General features: G+C 41.3%; 15 protein-coding genes. 9 read left to right on the top strand and 6 right to left on the bottom strand.

The annotated features are described in order from the left end of the window. Nucleotides 1-61 precede the first annotated feature (61 nt). On the top strand, nt 62-3,079 hold the full coding sequence (locus RM347_RS28190; protein WP_322718737.1) for a GAF domain-containing sensor histidine kinase: 3,018 nt from the start codon (nt 62-64) through the stop codon (nt 3,077-3,079). A 251-nt stretch (nt 3,080-3,330) separates the two neighbouring features. On the opposite strand, the gene RM347_RS28185 is transcribed toward RM347_RS28190, so the two are convergent. Beyond that, complete coding sequence (locus RM347_RS28185; RefSeq protein WP_322718738.1) at nt 3,331-3,837, bottom strand: pentapeptide repeat-containing protein; 507 nt, start codon at nt 3,835-3,837, stop codon at nt 3,331-3,333. Nucleotides 3,838-3,956: 119 nt separating this feature from the next. After that, nucleotides 3,957-5,474, bottom strand: a complete 1,518-nt coding sequence (locus tag RM347_RS28180; RefSeq protein WP_322718739.1) for an LCP family protein — start codon at nt 5,472-5,474, stop codon at nt 3,957-3,959. Nucleotides 5,475-5,589: 115 nt separating this feature from the next. Here RM347_RS28180 and RM347_RS28175 point away from each other — a divergent pair, with 115 nt between their 5' ends. The 5 genes from RM347_RS28175 to RM347_RS28155 all read left to right on the top strand — a co-directional run bounded on the left by RM347_RS28175 (nt 5,590) and on the right by RM347_RS28155 (nt 10,921). Next, nucleotides 5,590-6,654, top strand: a complete 1,065-nt coding sequence (locus tag RM347_RS28175) for a mannose-1-phosphate guanylyltransferase (protein WP_322718740.1) — start codon at nt 5,590-5,592, stop codon at nt 6,652-6,654. A 390-nt stretch (nt 6,655-7,044) separates the two neighbouring features. Further along, nucleotides 7,045-8,691: an ABC1 kinase family protein gene (locus tag RM347_RS28170; protein WP_322718741.1), complete on the top strand. Its 1,647-nt coding sequence runs from the start codon at nt 7,045-7,047 to the stop codon at nt 8,689-8,691. 232 nt (nt 8,692-8,923) lie between these two features. Further along, nucleotides 8,924-9,073, top strand: a complete 150-nt coding sequence (locus RM347_RS28165) for a hypothetical protein (protein ID WP_428850625.1) — start codon at nt 8,924-8,926, stop codon at nt 9,071-9,073. Between the two features lie 16 nt (nt 9,074-9,089). Next, nucleotides 9,090-10,070, top strand: coding sequence for an ABC transporter ATP-binding protein (locus tag RM347_RS28160; protein ID WP_322718743.1), 981 nt, complete (start codon nt 9,090-9,092; stop codon nt 10,068-10,070). Between the two features lie 62 nt (nt 10,071-10,132). Then, the gene (locus RM347_RS28155; RefSeq protein ID WP_322718744.1) at nt 10,133-10,921 is read left to right on the top strand and encodes an ABC transporter permease; all 789 of its coding nucleotides are present in this window, start codon (nt 10,133-10,135) and stop codon (nt 10,919-10,921) included. Nucleotides 10,922-11,181: 260 nt separating this feature from the next. Here the strand turns inward: RM347_RS28155 and RM347_RS28150 are convergent, their stop codons facing one another. The 3 genes from RM347_RS28150 to RM347_RS28140 all read right to left on the bottom strand — a co-directional run bounded on the left by RM347_RS28150 (nt 11,182) and on the right by RM347_RS28140 (nt 14,006). Beyond that, on the bottom strand, nt 11,182-12,903 hold the full coding sequence (locus RM347_RS28150) for a serine/threonine-protein kinase (RefSeq protein ID WP_322718745.1): 1,722 nt from the start codon (nt 12,901-12,903) through the stop codon (nt 11,182-11,184). A 105-nt stretch (nt 12,904-13,008) separates the two neighbouring features. After that, complete coding sequence (locus tag RM347_RS28145) at nt 13,009-13,161, bottom strand: hypothetical protein (RefSeq protein ID WP_322718746.1); 153 nt, start codon at nt 13,159-13,161, stop codon at nt 13,009-13,011. 8 nt (nt 13,162-13,169) lie between these two features. After that, nucleotides 13,170-14,006 carry an alpha/beta fold hydrolase gene (locus RM347_RS28140; protein ID WP_322718766.1) on the bottom strand — a complete coding sequence of 279 codons (837 nt, stop codon included), beginning with the start codon at nt 14,004-14,006 and terminating at the stop codon, nt 13,170-13,172. Between the two features lie 263 nt (nt 14,007-14,269). On the opposite strand from RM347_RS28140, the gene RM347_RS28135 reads away from it, so the two are divergent. From RM347_RS28135 to RM347_RS28125, 3 genes are all read left to right on the top strand, one after another. Continuing rightward, nucleotides 14,270-15,802, top strand: coding sequence for a SagB/ThcOx family dehydrogenase (locus tag RM347_RS28135; RefSeq protein WP_322718747.1), 1,533 nt, complete (start codon nt 14,270-14,272; stop codon nt 15,800-15,802). Between the two features lie 485 nt (nt 15,803-16,287). Then, on the top strand, nt 16,288-19,089 hold the full coding sequence (locus RM347_RS28130; protein ID WP_322718748.1) for a PAS domain S-box protein: 2,802 nt from the start codon (nt 16,288-16,290) through the stop codon (nt 19,087-19,089). Between the two features lie 7 nt (nt 19,090-19,096). Further along, complete coding sequence (locus tag RM347_RS28125) at nt 19,097-20,617, top strand: hybrid sensor histidine kinase/response regulator (RefSeq protein ID WP_322718749.1); 1,521 nt, start codon at nt 19,097-19,099, stop codon at nt 20,615-20,617. A gap of 22 nt (nt 20,618-20,639) precedes the next feature. Here the strand turns inward: RM347_RS28125 and RM347_RS28120 are convergent, their stop codons facing one another. Then, nucleotides 20,640-21,557, bottom strand: a complete 918-nt coding sequence (locus RM347_RS28120; protein ID WP_322718750.1) for a rhodanese-related sulfurtransferase — start codon at nt 21,555-21,557, stop codon at nt 20,640-20,642. Nucleotides 21,558-21,625 lie beyond the last annotated feature (68 nt).

The following is a 21,625-nucleotide window of genomic DNA, read 5'->3' as shown; positions in this document are numbered from 1 at the left end:
CTTTAACCCCATAAAGTTTGGTATGAGGAACCCTTGTATAAAAACAACATAATCCAGAGCAATGGAACCCAATTCAAATTTCACGGAAGATCAACTTCTCTTGTCAAGCGCTCAACTTCAAGAACAACTAGAGCAACAAAAAGCTCTGGCGAGTGTAATTGTGCGAATTCGGGAGTCTCTTAACTTAGAAACAATTTTTCAAACTACCGTTACACAAGTGCGTCAGTTGCTAAATGCTGACCGAGTAGCAGTCTTTCAGTTCGACCATGAACAAAACTGGGAAGGAGAATTTGTTTCTGAGGATGTTGCACTTGGCTGGGACTCAGCAATGGCAGTAAAAGTTTATGACCACTGCTTTGGAGAACAATTTGCTTCCAGTTATCAACAAGGTCGAGTGCAAGCAGTAGCAGATATTTACAAAGCGGGACTGAGTGATTGTCATGTGGCAATTTTGAGTAATTTTCAGGTACAGGCCAACCTCGTTGTCCCTCTATCGCGCCAGAAGGAATTGTGGGGATTGCTTTGTATTCATCAGTGTAGTGAGGCTCGTGACTGGAAAGAATCAGAAATTGAGTTTATTCGTCAAATTGCTGACCATCTTGTTGTCGCGATTCAACAAGCAAAGCATCTCCATGAAGTCCAATTGCAAGCCGCAAAATTGGCTCAAGCAGCTCAACGCGACCAAGTAATTGCTCAGATTGTCGATAAAATTCGCTCACCCCTTGATATTGAAACCATCTTTAAAACCACAACTCAAGAAATACGCCAGCTGCTGCAATCCGATCGAGTTGCCATCTTTAGCTTCAATCCAGATTGGAGTGGTAACTTCGTTGCTGAATCATTTGTGGAAGGATGGACTCCTTTAGTTGGTGTTGAGCCTGCGATCGCTGATACTTATTTACAACAAACACAAGGCGGACGTTACGTTAACAACCAGACATTTACAGTTAATGACATTTACCAAGCCGGATTAGCAGACTGCCATGTAACCTTGTTGGAGCAATTCCAGGCAAAAGCCTTTGCAAGTGCCCCCATTCTCCAGGGAGATCAGCTTTGGGGAATCATCGCTGCCTACCAAAATGCCTCACCCAGACAGTGGCAATCTTATGAAGTCGAATCATTGACCAAAATCGGCACACAAATTGGTGTAGCACTGCGACACTATAAGTTACTAGCACACGCTCAGTACCAAGCAGAGCAACAAAAGACATTAACTAGCGTGATTACTCGAATTCGGGAGTCTTTAGATTTAGATACAATCTTCCAGACTACTGTCACCGAGGCTCGCCAAATGCTGCAAGCAGACCGAGTTGCAGTCTTTCGTTTTGATCCTCAAAAAGATTGGGAAGGAGAATTTATTTCAGAGGATATTGTACCTGAATGTAACTCAGTAATCGCAGAAAAAGTTTATGACTATTGTTTCGGTGAAAACTTTGCACCCCTTTACGCCCAAGGTCGAGTAAATGCGATCGCTGACATTTATCAAGGAAAGTTTCCCGGTTGCTACGTCCAAATCCTAGCAAGATTTCAAGTGCGTGCAAATATGGTCGCACCTCTCTTGAAAAAAGGTGAGCTTTGGGGATTGCTGTGTATTCACCAATGCACCGCTCCTCGTTACTGGCAACCTTCTGAAATTGAATTTGCCAGTCAAATAGCCGAGCAATTGGGAGTTGCATTAAAACAGGATTCTTATTTAAAACAAGTTCAAATGCAGGTTGTCCAGTTAGCAGAAGCCACTGAACGGGAGAAAGCAATGGAACGGCAAGAATTACTGGCTGCAACCATTGATAAAATCCGCCAGTCACTCGATATTAAAACTATTTTTAGAACTACTACTCAAGCTGTGCGAGAGTTGCTCGAAGTTGAGCGAGTTGCAATCTACCGCTTCAACCCAGATTGGAGCGGTAAATTTGTAGCAGATTCGTTTAAAGATGGTTGGAAACCTGTTGCACAAGCCCAACCAATGATTATAGAAAGTTTTGAGGACACAGACGACGATAACGAACTTCCGCGTAACGAAACCTTTGTTCCGATTCGGGAAGGTGAAAAATTATGGGGACTATTAGTTGCTTATCAAAATTCGCAACCGCGTTATTGGAAAGAGGAAGAAATCAATTTATTGGCTCAAGTCGGGGTGCAATTAGGAATTGCGATTCAGCAAGCGGAATTACTCGAACAAACTAAACGTCAAACCTCAGAACTTACTCAAGCCCTGCAAGAATTAAAACAAACTCAGACTCGGTTAATTCAGGGTGAAAAAATGGCAGGATTAGGACAACTACTTGCTGGAGTCGCGCATGAAATCAACAATCCTATCAGTTTTATTTTTGGCAATCTCATCCATTTAAATGAATATACTCAAGAACTGCTAAAAGTAGTAAAACTTTATCGGCAAAACTCCTCCGTGTTGCCAACTGTCCAAGAGCAAATTGACAAGACTGATTTGGACTTTCTCATCGAAGATTTACCCAAAACCCTTGAGTCAATGAAAGTAGGAACAGAGCGTATTTGTGAGATTGTACTATCACTGCGGAACTTTTCTCGTACAGATGAGGCCGAATTGAAACCAGTAGACATTCATGAAGGCTTGGATAGTACTTTGCTGATTTTAGGGCATCGGCTCAAAAACAATAATGAACGCCCAGCTATTGAGATTGTTAAAGAATATGCTACTTTATCTTTGCTCGAATGCTATCCCGCGCAATTAAATCAAGTGTTTATGAATCTTTTGAGTAACAGTATTGATGCATTAGAGGAAAAGTTTAAAACTATACAGCAAAAGTATTTAAATTTATCCCAAAGGTGCCCGAAAATACCTTTAACTATCTGGATTAGTACGCAAGCCGTTAATCATCAGATTGTAATTAGAATAGCTGATAATGGTCTTGGGATTCCACAAGAGGTGCGATCGCACATGTTTGATCCCTTCTTCACTACCAAAGCACCAGGTAAAGGTACGGGGTTAGGATTGTCTATCAGCCATCAAATAATAGTTGAAAAACATCATGGTCAGATTAAATGCTCCTCTAAACCAGGAGAAGGAACTGAGTTTTTGATTGAAATCCCCAACAATGATTAGAGGCAACTGATTTTCGAGAATTCTAATAATATTATTTTACGAAATACCTGATACAGATACAGGGCTAGGAGCGTATACAATACGGTTCGGTTAAGAATATTTGTAGTAGCGTGGCAAGCTTAATTTATTGGGTTGAGTCATCATAGGATAGTTTTGTTTCGTTTTGGATATTCTAGGTTTTTTGAACCCAATGTTTTAAGCTTGCTGCGCTAGTAAGTTGGGTTGAACGAAGTGAAACCCAACAAACCCTACTATCGACAACCTAAACTATCTCGCGTTGACATACCCGTAACCGGATTTACGCCATCAGCTCTTTCACACAGCAGCGACACTTGATAACGGTCAATTAAAGCGTCTGTAAAATCAGCGCCTGTAATTTCAGCATCGTAAAAACGGCTGCGGGTCAAAGTTGCTTCTGTAAAGATGGCATCTTTGAGATTAGCACCATCCATAGTGACGCGATCGACTAAAGCGCCACTCAAGTTCGCACCTTCCAGATTTGCTTTTAACAAAACTCCTTTAGTGAGAATTGCGTTGGTTAAATTCGCTCCTTGAAAATTCGTCCCCCGCATTTCTGCTGCTACAAAAGTCACACCTGCCAAATCAGCATGAGAAAAGTCACGATTTTCTAAATTTATATTGTTGTAGTTGATTGTGTTTAGTTGAGCAAAAGCCGGTTTGGGATTAAGTATTATCCACAAAAGTGCTAGTATCAAAATCACAATCAAACCAAAAAAGCGCAGTAAAATCTTTTTCATAACTTTATTATTTCTCAGCAGTCCTTTGTCATTAGCTCTCTCTTACAAAGTTCTGATCGGAGGAAACCTCCGCTCAGACTTTGCGCTTTGTCATTTAACTAATGACTAATGACTCTTGCCTATTTCCAATCTTTACCAATCCGGATTGTGAGATCAGATTCTAAATCACCAATCGCCGACACTTCTATTTGACCCAAGCCTAAGACTTTTTGCAAATCAACTCCAACTCGTCGGTTGCCTTTTTGGACAACAATCTGAGTTTGACGTTGGGTATCTGGCCAATCAGGCACTTTGTAAATATTAGTAAAGCCTTTCTGTTTCAGATAAGCAATAACTTTTTCAGTTAGCTGAGGTTGATTGGAAGCATTTTGAATAGCAATTTTGAGGTTAGGAACCTGACGCATATCTGGCTTCAGACCAGGTACATTTACCCCAACATAATCATTCAACAGGCTCTGTTGTCCAGTCATATTTAGCCAATAGCTATCAGGGTCTTTGCTAAAACGGCTAAACGTACCAGGCAACACGGTCATTTGGAAGTTATCCCGATCCAAGTTGAGGCCGAAGTTCACCAACGCCATCATTTCTTCCATCTTTAGGTTGGTATCAAAATATTTTCGCATCAAGCGAGTTAATTGAGGCAACCTGGGTAAGACGGTAGGACTATTTAAGCGTTGCAGCAATGCTGCTGTGAGTGCTTGCTGACGCTGCACTCTCGGCAAATCTCCTAAACCTGGTTCGCGGAATCGAGCAAACTGTTCTGCTTGTTCGCCGTTGAGGGTTTGCCAGCCACTGACTAAATTAATCGACAGCCGACTACTGGAGTCTTTATATTCCATTGATTGGGGAACAAAGACTTCTACTCCGCCTAACTGATCGACTAACTGCCGTAAGCCGCTGGTAGAAATACGAATGTAGCGATCGATTGGGGCATTATTTAAGGTACGGCTAACTACCCGTGCTGCCAAGACTGGACCGCCTTTAGCATTGGCATCAGATACCTTAGTTAATCCCTTTTCTCCCTTTTCGGGGATGGCGATCATCGTATCTCTGGGAATGGAAAGCACCCTTACAGATTTTTCACTAGGGTTAAGCCGTACCAGCAGCATGGAGTCACTTTTGCCAGCAAAGCTTTCTGGTGAACCATCAACGGTACCGCTGACTGGTTCAATCCCCATAATTAAAATATTCATCGGTCGTGAAAGCTGGTACTGGGAGAGTTTGCTCCATAATTCCCCTGGTAGTGGGATTTTTACATCGTCTTTACCAGCAGTTCCTAAATCTTCATCTGTTCGATCTAGATTGCTCCACAAAGGAGTCCACAGCGCTAAGGTTGATACTAGCAATCCAGATAAGATGATGCCGATGACAACCGTCATGATCCACAACAGCCAACGAGGCATGGTTAAGCCCAGTCTCTCGTAAAGCTGATTGGGAATCGCGCCCACAGATTCGACGACACTACGGTTCGGATTGGCTGGCGGGTTTAGTTCGACCTCCTCCTCCTCTAAGTCGTCTACTGGTGTAGGTGTTACTTGATTTTCTGTTCGTTGAAGTTGCTGCGATCGCACCTCATTTTCAAATGCTACTTGTTGAGATGTCACCGGATTTTCCGACCATTCGACTTGTTTTATCACAATTATCTCCCCACTCAACCACTCCCTAAAAGTATGTTAATGCAAGCTACAAATATTGCCAGTGGAAAAGCTCACTGTAAACTTGTAATGTTCTTCGGTAGGCGTGTATGACAACATGAATACTTTATTGTTCCCCGTAATCCTTGCTGGTGGTAAAGGTGAACGTTTTTGGCCCCTGAGTCGCAAAGACCGACCCAAACAATTTTTAAGTCTTGATGGTAGTTCTAGAAGTCTATTACAAGCAACCGCCGATCGATTGATTGAACTCGGTGGCGGGTGGGATTCCTTGTGGGTGATTACTTCTAGTCAGATAGCTGAAGGGGTAAGACAACAACTACCCGATCTACCAGTTGAAAACTTACTGATCGAGTCGGAAGGCAGAGACACTGCCGCAGCCGTTGCTTGGACAAGTTTAGAAATCAAACAACGCTATGGAGAAGACGCTGTTATTGGCTTTTTCCCTGCTGACCACTGGATTGCTGATCAAGAGGCGTTTGCAAACACATTAAGCGCGGCTACGCAACTAGCAGCAAGCACAGCAGCGATCGTTACACTGGGGATCAAGCCTACTTTTCCATCAACCGGTTACGGCTACATTGAACAAGGTGAAAAAATAGGTAGCTTTAATGAGTTGCCAGCTTATCACGTTAACCGTTTTACTGAAAAGCCTAACCGCGAAACGGCAGAGACTTTTTTATCTACGGGACGTTTTAGCTGGAATAGTGGAATGTTCGTTTTTCGGGCAGGGGTTGTTCTCAAGGAACTACATACCCATGCTCCAGAAATTATCGAACCTTTAGAACAACATGGTCCTGATATCTATCCCCAGTTGCCTAAGAAGAGTATAGACTATGCGCTAATGGAAAAGACAACTCTAGCATACGTTTTGCCAGTTGATTTTGGTTGGGATGATTTAGGAGATTGGAATGCGATCGAACGCTTACTGAAGACAGAGGAGACTCCCAATGTGGAACTCGCTACCCACATAGGGTTGGATACGCAGGGGGCAATTATTTATGCCTCAAATCCACAAGATGTAGTTGTTACTATTGGTTTAGAGGACGTGGTGATTGTGCGTGATCGCAATGTCACCCTCGTTGTCAAAAAAGAACGTACCCAGGAAATCAAGCAGATCCTCAAAATTCTCCAAAGCGATTCCCGATTTTCCGACCTGCTATAAAAGTTAAAACCCTTGGCAGAGGCTAAAAAGTTTATTTTCCCATTATAACTTGACTGTCTGTTATTTTATCTGACAGTTATGAACATTATTAGCTTTAAGCCTCTGGCCAAGACAATAGCAATCGAGTCTATTACTGCCTATCAAAATACATTTCTCCGTCCCAAGGATTTTGTTGCTCCCATCGCTTGTTACAGGGCGGTGATTCCTGCTCAAATTAAGTCAAACAGAAGCTTCATGAAGCCGTACAATCATCCATAAAAAGATTTCAAGACTGTGCCACAACTAGCAAAACTTTAACAAGTACCAAAGCTAGAGCCAACTTCCGTTGTATTGTCATCCCCTGCTCCTTACCTCTTTAAATTCTCTGCATCTTTGCAGTTCTTTACAAAAATGTTCCTGACCCAAACTGTTCCCCGTCAACGAGAAATTCTTGAAGTATTCCTTCGCAATGGCTGGGACTATATGCGAAGGTTACTCACTGGTGGCAAAGCTGATGAACCCCAGCTACCTACACCTGCGGTTTTGAAAAATATTCTGGTAGACTTGGGCCCAGTTTACGTCAAACTTGGTCAGCTACTCTCCACTCGCCCCGACTTACTTAGCGCCTCCTACATAGAGGAATTGTCAACTCTACAAGACGAAGTACCACCAGTTCCTTGGTCGGAGATAGAAATAATCCTCCGTAAAGAATTAAAACGTCCACTAGCAGAAACCTTCAGCACAATTAACCCTATCCCTGTAGCGGCGGGATCAATTGCCCAGACACATCGTGCTACATTAGCGGACGGTCGAGAAGTTGCTCTGAAAGTGCAACGTCCAGGAATTGATATTACTATTGCCCAAGATATTGCTTTAATTCAAGGTATTGCCGATTTAGTGGCGCGGACTGAGTTTGGGCAAACTTATGAAATCAAATCCATCGCTGAAGAATTTACCAAAGCTCTAGAAGCCGAGTTGGATTTTACCCGAGAAGCGGGTTTTACAGACCAACTGCGGCGTAACTTATCTAAAAGTCGCTGGTACGATCCCACGCAAATAGTGGTTGCGGAAATTAACTGGGATTTGACCACAGAAAAATTACTGGTGATGGAATGGCTGGATGGAGTGCCGTTCCTATCGGCGGATTTGGACAATAACAATAATGGTAAAGACCCTGCTGTAGAGCGTAAAGAAATAACTACTTTGTTATTTCGGGTATTTTTTCAGCAACTATATATTGATGGCTTTTTTCACGCTGATCCCCATCCGGGGAACTTGTTTTATCTCAAAGATGGTCGCGTTGCCCTCTTAGACTGTGGCATGGTGGGAAGACTTGATCCCCGCACACAGCAGATATTAACAGAAATGTTGTTAGCGATCGTTGATTTGGATGCTCAAAGATGCGCTCAGTTAACTTTACAGCTATCAGATTCTGCTCAACCTGTAATTTTGTCGCGGTTAGAAAATGATTACGATCGCATGTTGCGAAAGTATCACAATGTCAGCCTCACCCAAATAAACTTCAGTCAGATAATTTATGAAGTTTTACAAGTTGCCCGCAACAATAAAATTAGATTACCTAGCAATATGGGTTTGTATGCCAAAACCCTAGCGAATTTAGAGGGTGTAGCGCGGACATTCAACCCGGAGCTTAATTTTTTTGATGAAGTTAAACCATTAATTACAGACTTGTTTCGTCGGCAATTACTAGGCGATAATCCAGTGCGATCGCTATTACGGACAGCCTTAGATATTAAAAGTCTGTCTCTCCAATCTCCTCGCCAAATTGAACTGTTATTAGACCGAGTTACCTCGGAAACCTTACAGTGGAATCTATCACTGCGCGGGTTAGATGGCGTACGGCGCACTATGGACGATGCGGCTAACCGACTATCTTTTAGTATATTAGTAGGTTCGCTGATTATGGGTGCAGCAATTATTTCGACTAGGGCGCAGACAACTCAGCTATCTTTTTTGAGCACCACCCTGTTTGCAGTCGCTAGTTTATTGGGCTTGTGGTTAATTATTAGTACATTGCGATCGGGACGTTTACGCTAGAACCTATATGTTGTGCTAGGAAATGATCATAGCTATCACTAGCGAAAATCCCTGCTTTAGTATTTGGAACCACAGATACATATAACAGTTTCTAACTGAGTGAGTTACAGAGCCTAGACTACAAAGCCAGGTATAAAACCTATTTTACTCATCTCCCAACTCCTGATTCCTGACTTTCGCTGTAAACAGTACTAAACACTAATGATTTATGTGTGTTTACTGGAAAGTTCTGATGCCTGTCTTGAAAAGTAACGCTTGTTCTAGCGGTTTGCGATCGATCGCTAATAGTTCGGCAAAAACGCACTGGCTCGACTTTTTGCTGCGGTGGACTACGCCAAAAGCAAAAGCCGCCGCTCAGACTTGTCTCTGTATGCATTTGTAGTTCTAATATAAAAAATATGTCAATCATCATTGCTGAAAAGCTAAGTAAATCTTACCCAGTAGCAGTTAAAAGTCCGGGTATTAAAGGTACAATCACCCACTTTTTTCGCCGCACCTACCGCTCAATTAAAGCAGTTCAGGATGTTTCCTTTGAAATTGCCCCTGGTGAAGTAGTGGGTTTTTTAGGCCCAAATGGTGCTGGTAAAACCACCACACTCAAAATGCTCACGGGGCTGATTCATCCCTCTAGCGGTACAGTCAGAGTCGCTGGACAAGTTCCGTTTCATCGTAAAGAAGCATTTTTGCAAAAAATTACTTTAGTAATGGGGCAAAAGCAACAGCTAATTTGGGACTTACCAGCACTCGATTCTTTGAAAATTAATGCTGCTGTATACAACATTTCTGATAAAGAGTTCCAGCGGCGGGTAGGAGAATTAACAGAGATGCTTTCTCTAGAAGGTAAGCTTACCCAACCAGTGCGGAAGCTATCTTTGGGTGAGCGGATGAAGGCAGAATTGTTGGCAGCACTTTTGCATCGTCCCCACGTATTGTTCCTAGATGAACCGACACTGGGATTGGATGTAAATGCTCAAGCAGCGGTGCGCGAGTTCTTGCGCGAGTACAACCAGCGTTATCAAGCTACAGTGCTGTTGACAAGTCATTACATGGCTGACATCACAGCTTTGTGTCAACGGGTGCTGTTGATTCACCAAGGAACACTAATGTATGACGGTAGCTTAGATGGACTACTAGAACGTTTTGCCCCATACCGGGAAGTTCATATAGAGTTAGCCCAACCTCTACCTATAGAAAAACTTATGACCTATGGTGATGTGCAACTCTTAGAAGGGCGATCGGTGCATTTTATGGTATCAAGAGAAGCGCTTACCCGCACCGTTTCTCAGATTTTGACGGATTTGGAGGTAATTGATTTAACAGTTACCGAACCGCCTGTGGAAGAAGTAATTGGACGAGTTTTTCAGGCAGGTGTTGTGTAGTACAGACGCGATTAATCGCGTCTCTACGAGAGTGGGTAATTTTTGTAGCGGGAAGTGAAGAAATGAAGCGGATAATCAGAAAAGCCTTAACTTTGCTATCAGTATACTACGCCTATATGGTTGAGTATCGGGCAGAACTAATCTTATGGGTATTAGCTGGGTCTTTGCCGATTATCCTCATGGGTGTCTGGATACAGGCAGCACAAGGAGGAAAGTTTGGGCTATCACCTGTGGATTTTGCCCGTTATTTCATCACGGTTTTCATTGTCAGACAACTCACAGTTGTTTGGGTAATTTGGGACTTTGAAAAGGAGGTTGTGGAAGGTAAGCTTTCGCCCAAGTTACTACAACCACTCGACCCCGTATGGCATCATGTTGCAGGGCATATTTCTGAAAGATTTGCTCGTTTAACGTTTGCTTTTCTATTAGTGGGATTATTTTTCATTCTCTATCCCCAGGCTTTTTGGGTACCGAGCTTAGATAGATTTTTGCTGTTTACATTGGCGGCAGGGCTAGCTTTTGCTTTGCGGTTTCTGATTCAGTACACCTTTGCTATGTTCGCCTTTTGGACAGAACGGGCTAGTGCTTTAGAAAATTTTTGGTTGTTGTTTTATCTATTTTTATCTGGTTTGATAGCACCTTTAGAGGTCTTTCCAGAACCTGTACAGAAAATAGTCATGTTTACGCCTTTTCCCTATTTAATTGATTTTCCCGCGAGTCTTTTAGTAGGGCTACCCGTGGATATAGGACGGGGATTTGGGTCAATGGTAGGTTGGATATTAGTATTTTTGGGTGCAAATCGCTTTCTTTGGCGTGCGGGTTTGAAACGGTATTCTGGGATGGGAGCATGAACAATTTATTATTTATAATTCATAATGTAGGCGGTTTACCACCCTAGAGTTTGGCTAAGTTGAGGAAACTTGAGTGCGGCGGATAAGTTCATCCACTTCATCTAAAGTATTCATCTTTAATACGCCTCGGTAAATTGCCTTTAATTGTTCTAAATTGTAAATTAGAGAGATTTCTTACATCAGTTTTAATCATTAGCAGCTAAATTGTATCTCTAAAGCACATTCAAGTTCTCATGCACTGATGTACTTTGCTAGATATTTTATAGATTACTCGGTATCGTCTTAAACTTTTCTGCCGATCCCAAAGAATAATCTTCTAATTTAAAATCAGCAAAAGGCTTTTTTTCTAACCTATACCGTAACGCCTCATCGAGAATCACACCTGCTGATTGTTTTTTAACACCAATGATTATAACACTTCTCTGATATGTAGATAAATCATGATTTGTCTGACAATTACTCCGTTGAAATTGACCCAAATTCAATAAGCGATAAATTTTGACACTTGGTGTATTAATAAATATTTTTTTCACTAAAATTTGTATTTGTTTCGAGCGTTCTAAAGCCACACGCTCTTGAACTGCTGTATCACCTTTACAAGAAGCTGTGCCTACAGAGATAATCTCACTAGAAGCCTCCATAATCTTTTCTATACCTTCTTGTTCTAAGTTCAATTTTAAAAGATCAAGACTAATAATGTCATCATTATATTTAATTTGAAAGTTGCTGCCTAAAAGCCATTTATACTTTATTGATAAAACCGCTATATTAAACTCAGCTATTCTTCCTTGACTATCCCTCCCTTCTTGATAAGTAAAATATTCTATATTGCCTTTCTTTTCTGGACGTTGTTTGTAATCTGCTCCTACAGAAAATTTCGATGTTCGTGTTGCTAAAGCCACTATACTAAGCAATCCTAACACTACTAGTAATATTGCAAAAAATGTCAATAGCGGCACTTTTTCTGGTTGTTTCTGTGGAGCCAATAAGTTGTTATTGATAGGTGAGGGTAACTGCTCAATTTGAGAAAATTCAAGTATATTACTATTTATTGGATTGATTTCGGTTAGTTGAGTTTCAATTTCTTCTACGGAATGTAAAATTTCTTGGGCATTGACAGGACGTTTTTCTATATCAGTTGCTATTAGCCAATCAATTAAATTCAACAGTAAGGGTGAGATATGGGTGGTATGGTTTTGCCAGTGCAACAAATCGTGCTGGACATCATACATATCCAAAGGATGGTATCCCGTCAGCAAAAATACAAATGTGCGTCCCAAAGCAAAGAAATCTGATTGCGGTACTGCTTGACCATTCATTTGTTCTGGAGCGCTGTAGCCAGATGACATCAGTGCCGTCATCTTGTCCCCGTTGCTGAGTTGGTCTTGGTAAGGTTTAGTAATTTCACTGACAGTGCCAAAATCAATCAGTACTAAATTTCCCCAACCTTTCTCAAGGGGGGATCTAATCATGATGTTAGATGGCTTAATATCTCGGTGTAGATACTGTTTACTATGCACTACATCTAAAATTTCTATCAACTGTCTTAACCAGTCTATGGCTTGTTCTTGGGATATAGGGTGATTCTGCTGCTTTAGCCACTGTTCTAAGTTGTAGCCATCGATTTTTTCCATTGCAATGCAATGCAACACCAAACCATTTCGGGTTTGATACTGGAAGTAACTATCTTCTTTGGGAATGCCGGGATGCTTGAGTTGTCCCAACACCGTTACTTCTTGCTGAAATAGTTCTACTGCTTTGGCTTCGCCTGATAGATCCTCTTTGAGTATCTTGAGGATTTTGGGGGTATCTTGTTCGTATGCCTGATAAACTTTACTAAACCCTGTTTTTTCACTCAACAGGCATGTCACCCGATAACGCCCTAGCAATTCCAGATGGGAACCACAACTTTGACAAAAGCGGTTTTGATGATTATTTGGGTGATTTGGTTTAGGGCAAACGGGATTGATACAAAGGCTCATGACTGGCTTATCCGTACTTTAACTGGGGACTAGGGATTGGGGACTAGGTACTGGGGATTTAAACCGCACCCTTCATAGTTCAGAAATTTTTCCAATCCCCAATCTCTAATCCCGGAATGACTCCCCTTCTCTACGAGACGCCAAGGGCGATGGGAGATGACTCGGCTTTATGCGATCGCTAAAGGGGAGCAGCTTGTCGCTAGACATCGCTCCTATTAATTCTTCTGTTGCCGTATGATAATCCCGTCCAATAATCATGAGATTTTCTATCTGTGTTCTGCCAAGAAAGCTGCCACAGTTTGGTTAAATGCCTCTGGTTGTGTCAAAAACGGCCAATGATTGCCGGGAACTTGGCAGATACGTAAGTTTTTAAGATAGGTTTTGTAGGGTTGGATTTGCCAATCTTGGAGGTTCAGACCTTGTTTTGGCTGGACGAATAGCGCAGAGGTATCAAGGGGGATTGTAAAACCTGGCACTTGCATTACTGCCTCAAAAATCCCGTCACGGGCGGCGATGGTAAATTTGCTGCCCCAAGTCCCATCAGGTTTTTGTTCTATTCCTGCTTGGAATACTTGCTGCTGTAAGGAACTCCATCCTTGATATTGCTTTAACTGCCGTGCTTGTTGTTCGGCTTCTTCGTGACTGGCAAAGGGGCCCATGCTTTTGAGAAAAGGCAAGAAGCGATACAACATTGGAAAAGTTACCCTGAGAAAGCTGGGCATTTTCCAGATGAAAATCGGATCGACAAGAATTATACTCCGCAAACGCTTTGGGTTTTGTCTTGCCCAGATGGCAGCTAATTTTCCTGTCCATGAGTGACTTACAATGTGGGCAAAAGTCCATCCAAGATGATCCATGAGTGCTTCCAGGTCTGCGATCGCACTCTCAAAGCTATAATCTATCTCTGGCTTACTACTTTCACCATGTCCGCGCATATCTGGTGCAATTATGTGGTAGTCTGCCGCCAAGTAATCTCCTAAAGTAGACCACACTAAAGCATGGTCGCTTAAACCATGCAACAGCAGTAAAGGTTCTTGACCTTGGTTCCACTCTAAATAAGAAAGTTGGATATCAGGCTTTGATAAAGTTTGACGTACAGGCATCATTACACATCTAGCCGTAGATAGTTTTGCGTTTATATGGTACTGCGAAAGGAGATGGGGGATGGGGGAGCAGGGGAGGCAGGGGAAGCAGGGGAAGCAGAGGAAGAACAATCTATTGATTCTTGAACAATGCCCAATCCCCAATTCAGTTGTTACCAAATACCACTTTGTGACTCTGAAGATTGTACCAATTGACACGAAATAATGAGGCTAATGAATGCCAAGATCAAAAAAAAGGATGCCCCAAGGATATTAAAAGTACTATGCCAGAATTACACCAATCAATTGCCCAGCATTATCACGAACGGACTAAATACAACCCTGAGACTCTCGCCTCCAAAAATCAGCGGTTAGACTGGGCTAAACAGCCAGTGCCGTTTAAAGAGTACAAAATTGGCTCTACTTTTGATCTCAAACCCTACATCCAAGAAAAAGCAGAGGCATTTGCTAATAACCCAGATGCTCAATGGTGGCAAAGACTCTCGCGGCTGTTATTTCGCAGCTATGGATTGACCGCAAAAATGCCTTCTATGGGTAGTGCAGTGTATTTACGCGCTGCTCCTAGTGCAGGCGGGTTGTACCCTGCCGAGGTGTATGTGGTTTCCCGTGGTACGTCGTTATTGCCACCTGGTCTATATAACTACCAGTGTCGGACTCATTCTCTCATGCATTATTGGGAAAGTGATGTTTGGCAAAGTCTGCAAGCTGCTTGTTTCTGGCATCCTTCCCTAGAAAATACCCAATTGGCAATTATTGTCACTGCGGTATTCTATCGTTCTGCGTGGCGCTATGAAGATCGGGCTTATCGTCGGATTTTTCTGGATACGGGACACCTGTTGGGTAATATCGAGTTAGCTGGTGCGATTACTGACTATCGCCCTCACTTAATCGGCGGCTTTGTGGATGAATCGGTTAACGATCTGCTTTATGTTGATCCGCAACAAGAAGGTGCGATCGCTGTCTTACCTCTGGCAGATTTGTTAGATGTGAATCAAAATTTGCCATTGGGATGTACAGCTTTACCTTCGGCCACGGAAACTAGTTATCCCCAAATCCCTGATGGTGAATTGCTGACATATTTTCATCGACACACCCAGATCCAATCAGGTATAACTGGCAATCTTAATCTACCAGCTATTAAACAAGAAAAATCTTTGGAGGATAAATACAATTTTCCTTTCTGTTTAAAAATTCCCACAACCACTGCACCTATAGATTGGGGACAAAAGCTGTCAGAACTGGAAATCACTATGTACAAGCGACGCTCTACCCGCGCTTACAATGGTGATGATTTAAGCATCGATGAATTGAAAAGTTTACTCGATTTCACTTACCAGCCGCAAAATTACATCGACCAAAGTTTAGATATTTCTCCAGACTACTTTGATCTCAATTTGATAGAAACATTCATTGCGGTTTGTGGAGTTAAAGGATTGGAGTCGGGTTGTTACTATTACGCGCCCAAAGCACAAGAATTACGCCAAATTCGGTTTAAAAACTTTCGGCGAGAGTTACACTTCCTTTGTTTGGGACAAGAATTAGGGCGGGATGCAGCAGCAGTGTTATTTCATACAGCCGACTTAAAAGCTGCGATCGCACAATATGGCGATCGCGTTTACCGTTATTTACACATGGATGCCGGTCATTTGGGACAGCGCCTGAATTTAGCTGCAATGCACCTGAATGTAGGCGTCAGTGGTATAGGTGGATTCTTTGATGACCAAGTAAATGAAGTTTTGGGTATCCCTGCTGATGAAGCTGTTTTATATATCACTACATTGGGACGCCCAAGATAAAAATAATCCCAGAGGCGCTGAGAATGCAGAGAGTTTCTTTCTGTGTTCTTTACGTCTTTGTGCAAGTGATATTTGCTTAGTGTAAACTATCAAACATACTTTAACTGCAATATTTGCATGAGGATTGAATCGACATATACATTTGTGGTCAGTCTCTTTGAGTACAGACCGATGTTTTTTATCCCTAAATATTAAAGAGCTTATGCATGGAATTCTGAATGCGTAGAAGACTTTATAAAAAATTTAAAGAACTGCTTTAGTAGAAGAAAATAAAATTCCCTTGCTAATCATTTTTTCAAAGAGGTACTTTGTGTCAGATATCCTGTTGGAGGAACAGTAAATAAACAGGAATATGAAATTATTAACGGATATCAGAGAATAGCAACTTTTACTATCTTAGTATCTTGTCTAATCAAGATATATGAAAACTTAAAAAACAATCTGAAAAATCTGGCATTTTAAAAAATTTTGTCACACAACCACTAATGCTATTTCCAGAAAATGAAAGTCAACGTCTAGAAGTACTTAATCAATATCAAATTTTAGATACGCCACCAGAAGAACTTTTTGATGAACTAGCTCAACTAGCTGCTAATCTTTGTGAAACACCAATCGCTCTAATTAGCCTAGTTGATGCAGAACGAGAATGGTTCAAGTCAAAAATCGGAGTAACCATATCGGAAGTTCCTCGAAGCATTTCCTTTGGTAGTTATACTATCTTGGAAGATCAAATATTAATCATTTCCGACACTTTGCAAGATGAACGGTTTGCGACAAATCCCCTTGTAACATCAAATAATTATTTCCGATTCTATGGGGGAGTTCCCCTAATCACCTCAAGCGGCTTTGCATTAGGTAGTCTTTGTATAATTGATTTTGTACCGCGAAATTTGCCTGTTAAAGAGCAAGTCGCCTTACAACAGTTGGCCCGACAAGTAATCAGGTATTTAGAGCTACATCGACAAAAAATTATTGATGATAGCCAAAGGAGCTTTAATCTCCTTTTCTCTAAAAATCCCAATCCAATGTGGGTATATAACCAGAATAATCTGCAATTTTTAGATGTAAATGAAGCTGCTGTTGTCCACTATGGCTATTCACGAGAAGAATTCTTGCAAATGCGAACGACTGACATTCGCCCTCCAGAAGATGTGCCTATCTTCATGGACTATTTAGCAAAAAAGTACTCTAATTTAGACTTTACTGGACAATGGCGACATAAGCGAAAAGACGGACAGATTATTGATGTAGAAATTGTCACACATACAATAGACTATGGCAGTTATAACGCTCGGTTAGTTAATATCCGAGACATCACAGAACACAAACGAATAGAAAAAACTCTTCAGGAAAGTGAAGCCAGATTTCAAGTCATTTCTGAAGCCATTCCTGTTCCATTCATTATTTCACGTGTATCTGATGGGTTGATTTTATACGCTAATCCAGAGTTTCTTCAAACATTTCGGTTTTCTCCAGAGTATTTAGTTAATCACAAAACTTTATTAGATATATATCATAACTTTACAGATTTAGAATCGCTGTTAAAAATTCTTAATCAATATGGCTTTATTCATAATTATGAACTCCAATTAAAAAGAGCAGATGGAACTTATTTTTGGGCGATCGCTGCACTACAATATTTAACTTTTAATAATGAATCAGCAATTTTAACAGTTTTTTATGATATTAATGACCGAAAAAATGTAGAAACAAAACTTCAAGAGCAAAATGAGTTTTTACGGATAATTTTTGAGAGTATACCGTTGATGATTAGCCTCATTGATGCCAATGGTAGACTCCAGTGGGTAAACCAAGAATGGGAAAATGTTCTAGGTTGGAAATTCCAAGATTTCCAAACTCACGATGTTTTGGAAGCGTTATACCCTAATGCTGAATATCGTCAGTATGTAATTAATTTTATGCAGTCTGCACAACGTAATTGGGGTGACTTTAAAACTCAGGTGTGCGATGGTCGTTTGCTGGATACGTCTTGGACTAATGTTTCCCTTTCAAATGGTCAAATTATCGGTATTGGGCAAGATATCACAGAACGTAAGCGAACTGAACTAACTTTAAAAGCCCAAGCGGAACGGGAGCAATTGATGCGAACCGTTGCTCAACGGATTCGTCAATCTTTAAATCTCCAAGATATTCTGAATGCAACAACTCAAGAAGTACGAGATTTACTTGGGGTTGATCGAGTGGTAGTTTATCAGTTTGATTCAGAGATGATCGGCACAATTGTGGCAGAATCAGTGGAACCTGGATGGACAGTTTCTTTGGGCGTGCAGATTCATGATACGTGTTTTCAAACAGGCGCAGGAGTAGAGTATTATCAGGGACACAAACGAGCGATCGCTAATATTTATGAAGCTGGACTAACTGATTGCCATATTAGCCTGTTAGAACAGTTTGAGGTTAAAGCAAATTTAGTCGTACCCATTTTACTAGAAGTAAGCTCTAAAAACCCTAGCTCTCACCTTTGGGGTTTACTGGTGGCGCACCAATGCTCTGGTTTTCGCGACTGGAAAGAAAATCAATTAGATTTGCTCGATCAACTTACAGTCCAAATAGCGATCGCGATTCAACAATCCAGTATCTTTGAGCAAGCTCAAACTGAACTTATTCAAAGACAAAAAGCTCAAGTAAAATTAAGAAATACCTTGGTTGAAAAAGAAGTTCTATTAAAGGAAGTCCATCATCGAGTTAAAAATAATTTGCAAATTGTCTCCAGTCTATTGCAACTTCAGTCTCAAACACTCAAAGATCCGGAAGTAATCAAAGTTCTTCGAGAAAGTCAAAACCGAATTGAGTCAATCTCTCTAATTCACAAAAATTTATATACTTCCGCTAATATTGGGCAAATTGATGTTGCTGACTATATTAGCAATTTAGCAGCAAGCTTGCTAATTTCCTATCAAATATGCCCTAGTAAAATCGCTCTAGAAACTGATATAGATCCATTGAATTTGAATGTTGACCAAGCTATTGCCTGTGGACTGGTTATTAACGAATTAATCTCTAATGCCCTCAAGCACGCTTTTCCCAACCAACAAGTAGGCATAATCAGTATTGCTTTACGTAATGTTGGCAATAATATCGAGATGACTATCCGAGACAATGGGATTGGTTTACCAGATAATTTAGATTGGAGAAATACTGATTCTTTGGGTTTGTCGTTAGTACATGACTTGGTTACAGAACAGCTAGAAGGCGACATTACTCTAGAACGCGATCGTGGAACAGTATTCAAAATCCAATTCACGCAGTTAACTTTGCATCAATAAATATCAAATGGGTCAAGCTAGGATTTTAGTCGTTGAAGATGAAGTGATTGTGGCTAGAACTATTGCCAGCCAACTCAGTCAACTAGGATACATTGTTACAGGTACAGCTTCATCTGGAAAAGTTGCCATTGCCAAAGCATCGGAAACTCAACCAGAATTAATATTAATGGATATTATTCTTAAAGGTGAGATGGACGGTATTGCTACTGCCAGTCAGATTCGTGAGCAGTTAGATGTACCTATAATTTATTTAACTGCTTATGGTGACGATCATACTTTAGAAAGAGCTAAAATTACCCAACCTTTCGGATACATTGTTAAACCATTTACTACAAAAGATTTAAGAATAGCAATTGAGATTGGTCTTTTAAAACATCAGTTAGAACGCGATCTCCGAGAGAATCGAGATCAGTTAGCAACCCTTTTAAACTCAATGAGTGATGCTGTAATCGCTACAAATGAGCAGGGAACGGTGACATTCATGAATCCCGCAGCTGAGGTGCTGACTGGCTGGCAGCAAAAAGATGCTTTAGGAAATGAGGCGGCGAAGATTTTTCATATTGTCGATGAAGTTACAGAGACTACATTAGAAAACCCTGTGACAAAAGTGCTGCGGGAGCAACAGGTTGTTTACTTAGGGGAATTCACATCTCTAATTACAAAAAACGGAAAAAGAGTTCCAATTGGCGATAGTGCTTCACCACTGAAGCGACGACCTGACCAGATAAATGGTGTAGTAATTGTTTTCTGGGATCTTAGCGAACGACGCCAAACAAAATTGCTAGAGCAAGCATTGCAGAAGGAACAAGAACTTAACCGTCTCAAGTCCTTATTTATCTCTACCGTATCTCATGAGTTTCGTAATCCTCTGACTGTTATTCAAACGGCAGTAGAACTCATAGAAATGCAAGGAGCAAATTTGACAGATGCAAAAAGAGGCATCTATTTAAAGCGAATTCAAGGTGCTGTGCAATCTATGGAAAAACTCATGGAAGAGGTGTTGTTTATGGGTCGAGCGGAGGCAAAAAAACTCGTATACAACCCTGCTCCCCTTAACTTAGAGCAATTCTGTCTAGAGTTAATCGAAGATTTTTCTATTGTTGAAAGTAGTGTGTATGAAATTGCTTTTACCTGTCATAGCGAACATACCGACGCTGTAATGGATGAAGGACTCTTACATTACATGTTCGGGAATCTACTCTCAAACGCGGTTAAATATTCACCAAGAGGTGGCAAGATTCAGTTTGATTTAATATGCGACCCGATTGAGAAAGTAGCAATTTTTTATATTCAAGATCAAGGTATGGGCATTCCCGAACCAGACCAAGCTCGACTTTTTGAATCATTCTACCGAGCCTCAAATGTCCAATCAATTCAGGGTACTGGATTGGGGTTAGTAATCGTTAAAAGATGCGTTGATGCTCACAGGGGTCAAATCAGTGTCACAAGTCAAGTTGGAGTTGGTACTACATTTACAGTAGTTTTGCCTTTAAATTCAGAATTATCCTTGACTGAAGCTAATGAATGAGCGCATTTAAATCTCGCTTTTCTTATGAACTCACATCCTGATTTTTGCTACCAACTTGGGTTTGGTAATGACGCCATTTTTCCTGCTGACGCGCTCTTTTCTCCTCGGTAAGGCTATCAAAACAATAGGGACAAGAGATACCTTGCTCATATTTGGGAGACACCTTATCTTCTTCAGAAATCGGACGCCCACAACAGAGGCACAACTCATAACTTCCTGCCTCCAACCCATGACTGACAGCTACCCGCTCATCAAAGACAAAACATTCCCCTTCCCATAAACTTTCTTGGGCTGGAACTTCCTGCAAATACTTAAGAATGCCGCCTTTGAGATGATAGACTTCTGCAAAACCTTGGGCAAGCATGAAGGATGAGGCTTTTTCACAGCGAATGCCGCCTGTACAAAACAGAGCAACCTTTTTGTGTTTAGTTGGGTCGAGGCGGTGGCGCACATAATCGGGAAATTCGCGGAATGATTCAGTTTGCGGATTTTCCGCCCCTTGAAAAGTACCAATATTCACCTCATAATCATTGCGGGTGTCAATCACGATTACTTCTGGATCAGAAATTAAATCATTCCATTCCTGGGGATTGACATAAGTACCAACTTGCTCATTCGGGTCAATTTCCGGCAACCCCAAAGTGACAATTTCCTGCTTCAACCGCACCTTCATCCGCTCAAAGGGCGGGGTTTCGGTGTGGGACTCTTTGTATTCGAGGTCTGCTAAACGGGGGTCAGAACGCACAAACCAGAGAACAGAGTCAATCGCCTGACGCGAACCCGCAATTGTACCGTTAATGCCTTCTTGTGCCAGCAAAATTGTTCCCTTGACACCTTGCGCTTGGCAGTAAGATAACAGAGGATCTCGTTTCTCGGCAAAATCTGGTAGCTTGACAAATTTATACAGTGCTGCAACAACTTGGATATTTTCTGGCTTCATCCCTTTGGTAATGGAACAATATAAGTTAGAATAACAACGGCAATCATAGTTATCTACTATTTTAATTT

The organism is Nostoc sp. ChiQUE02 (assembly GCF_034531305.2).
Taxonomy (GTDB): domain Bacteria; phylum Cyanobacteriota; class Cyanobacteriia; order Cyanobacteriales; family Nostocaceae; genus Nostoc.
The sequence above is the reverse complement of the archived record's forward strand: the minus strand, read 5'-3'. Positions and strand labels throughout refer to the sequence as shown.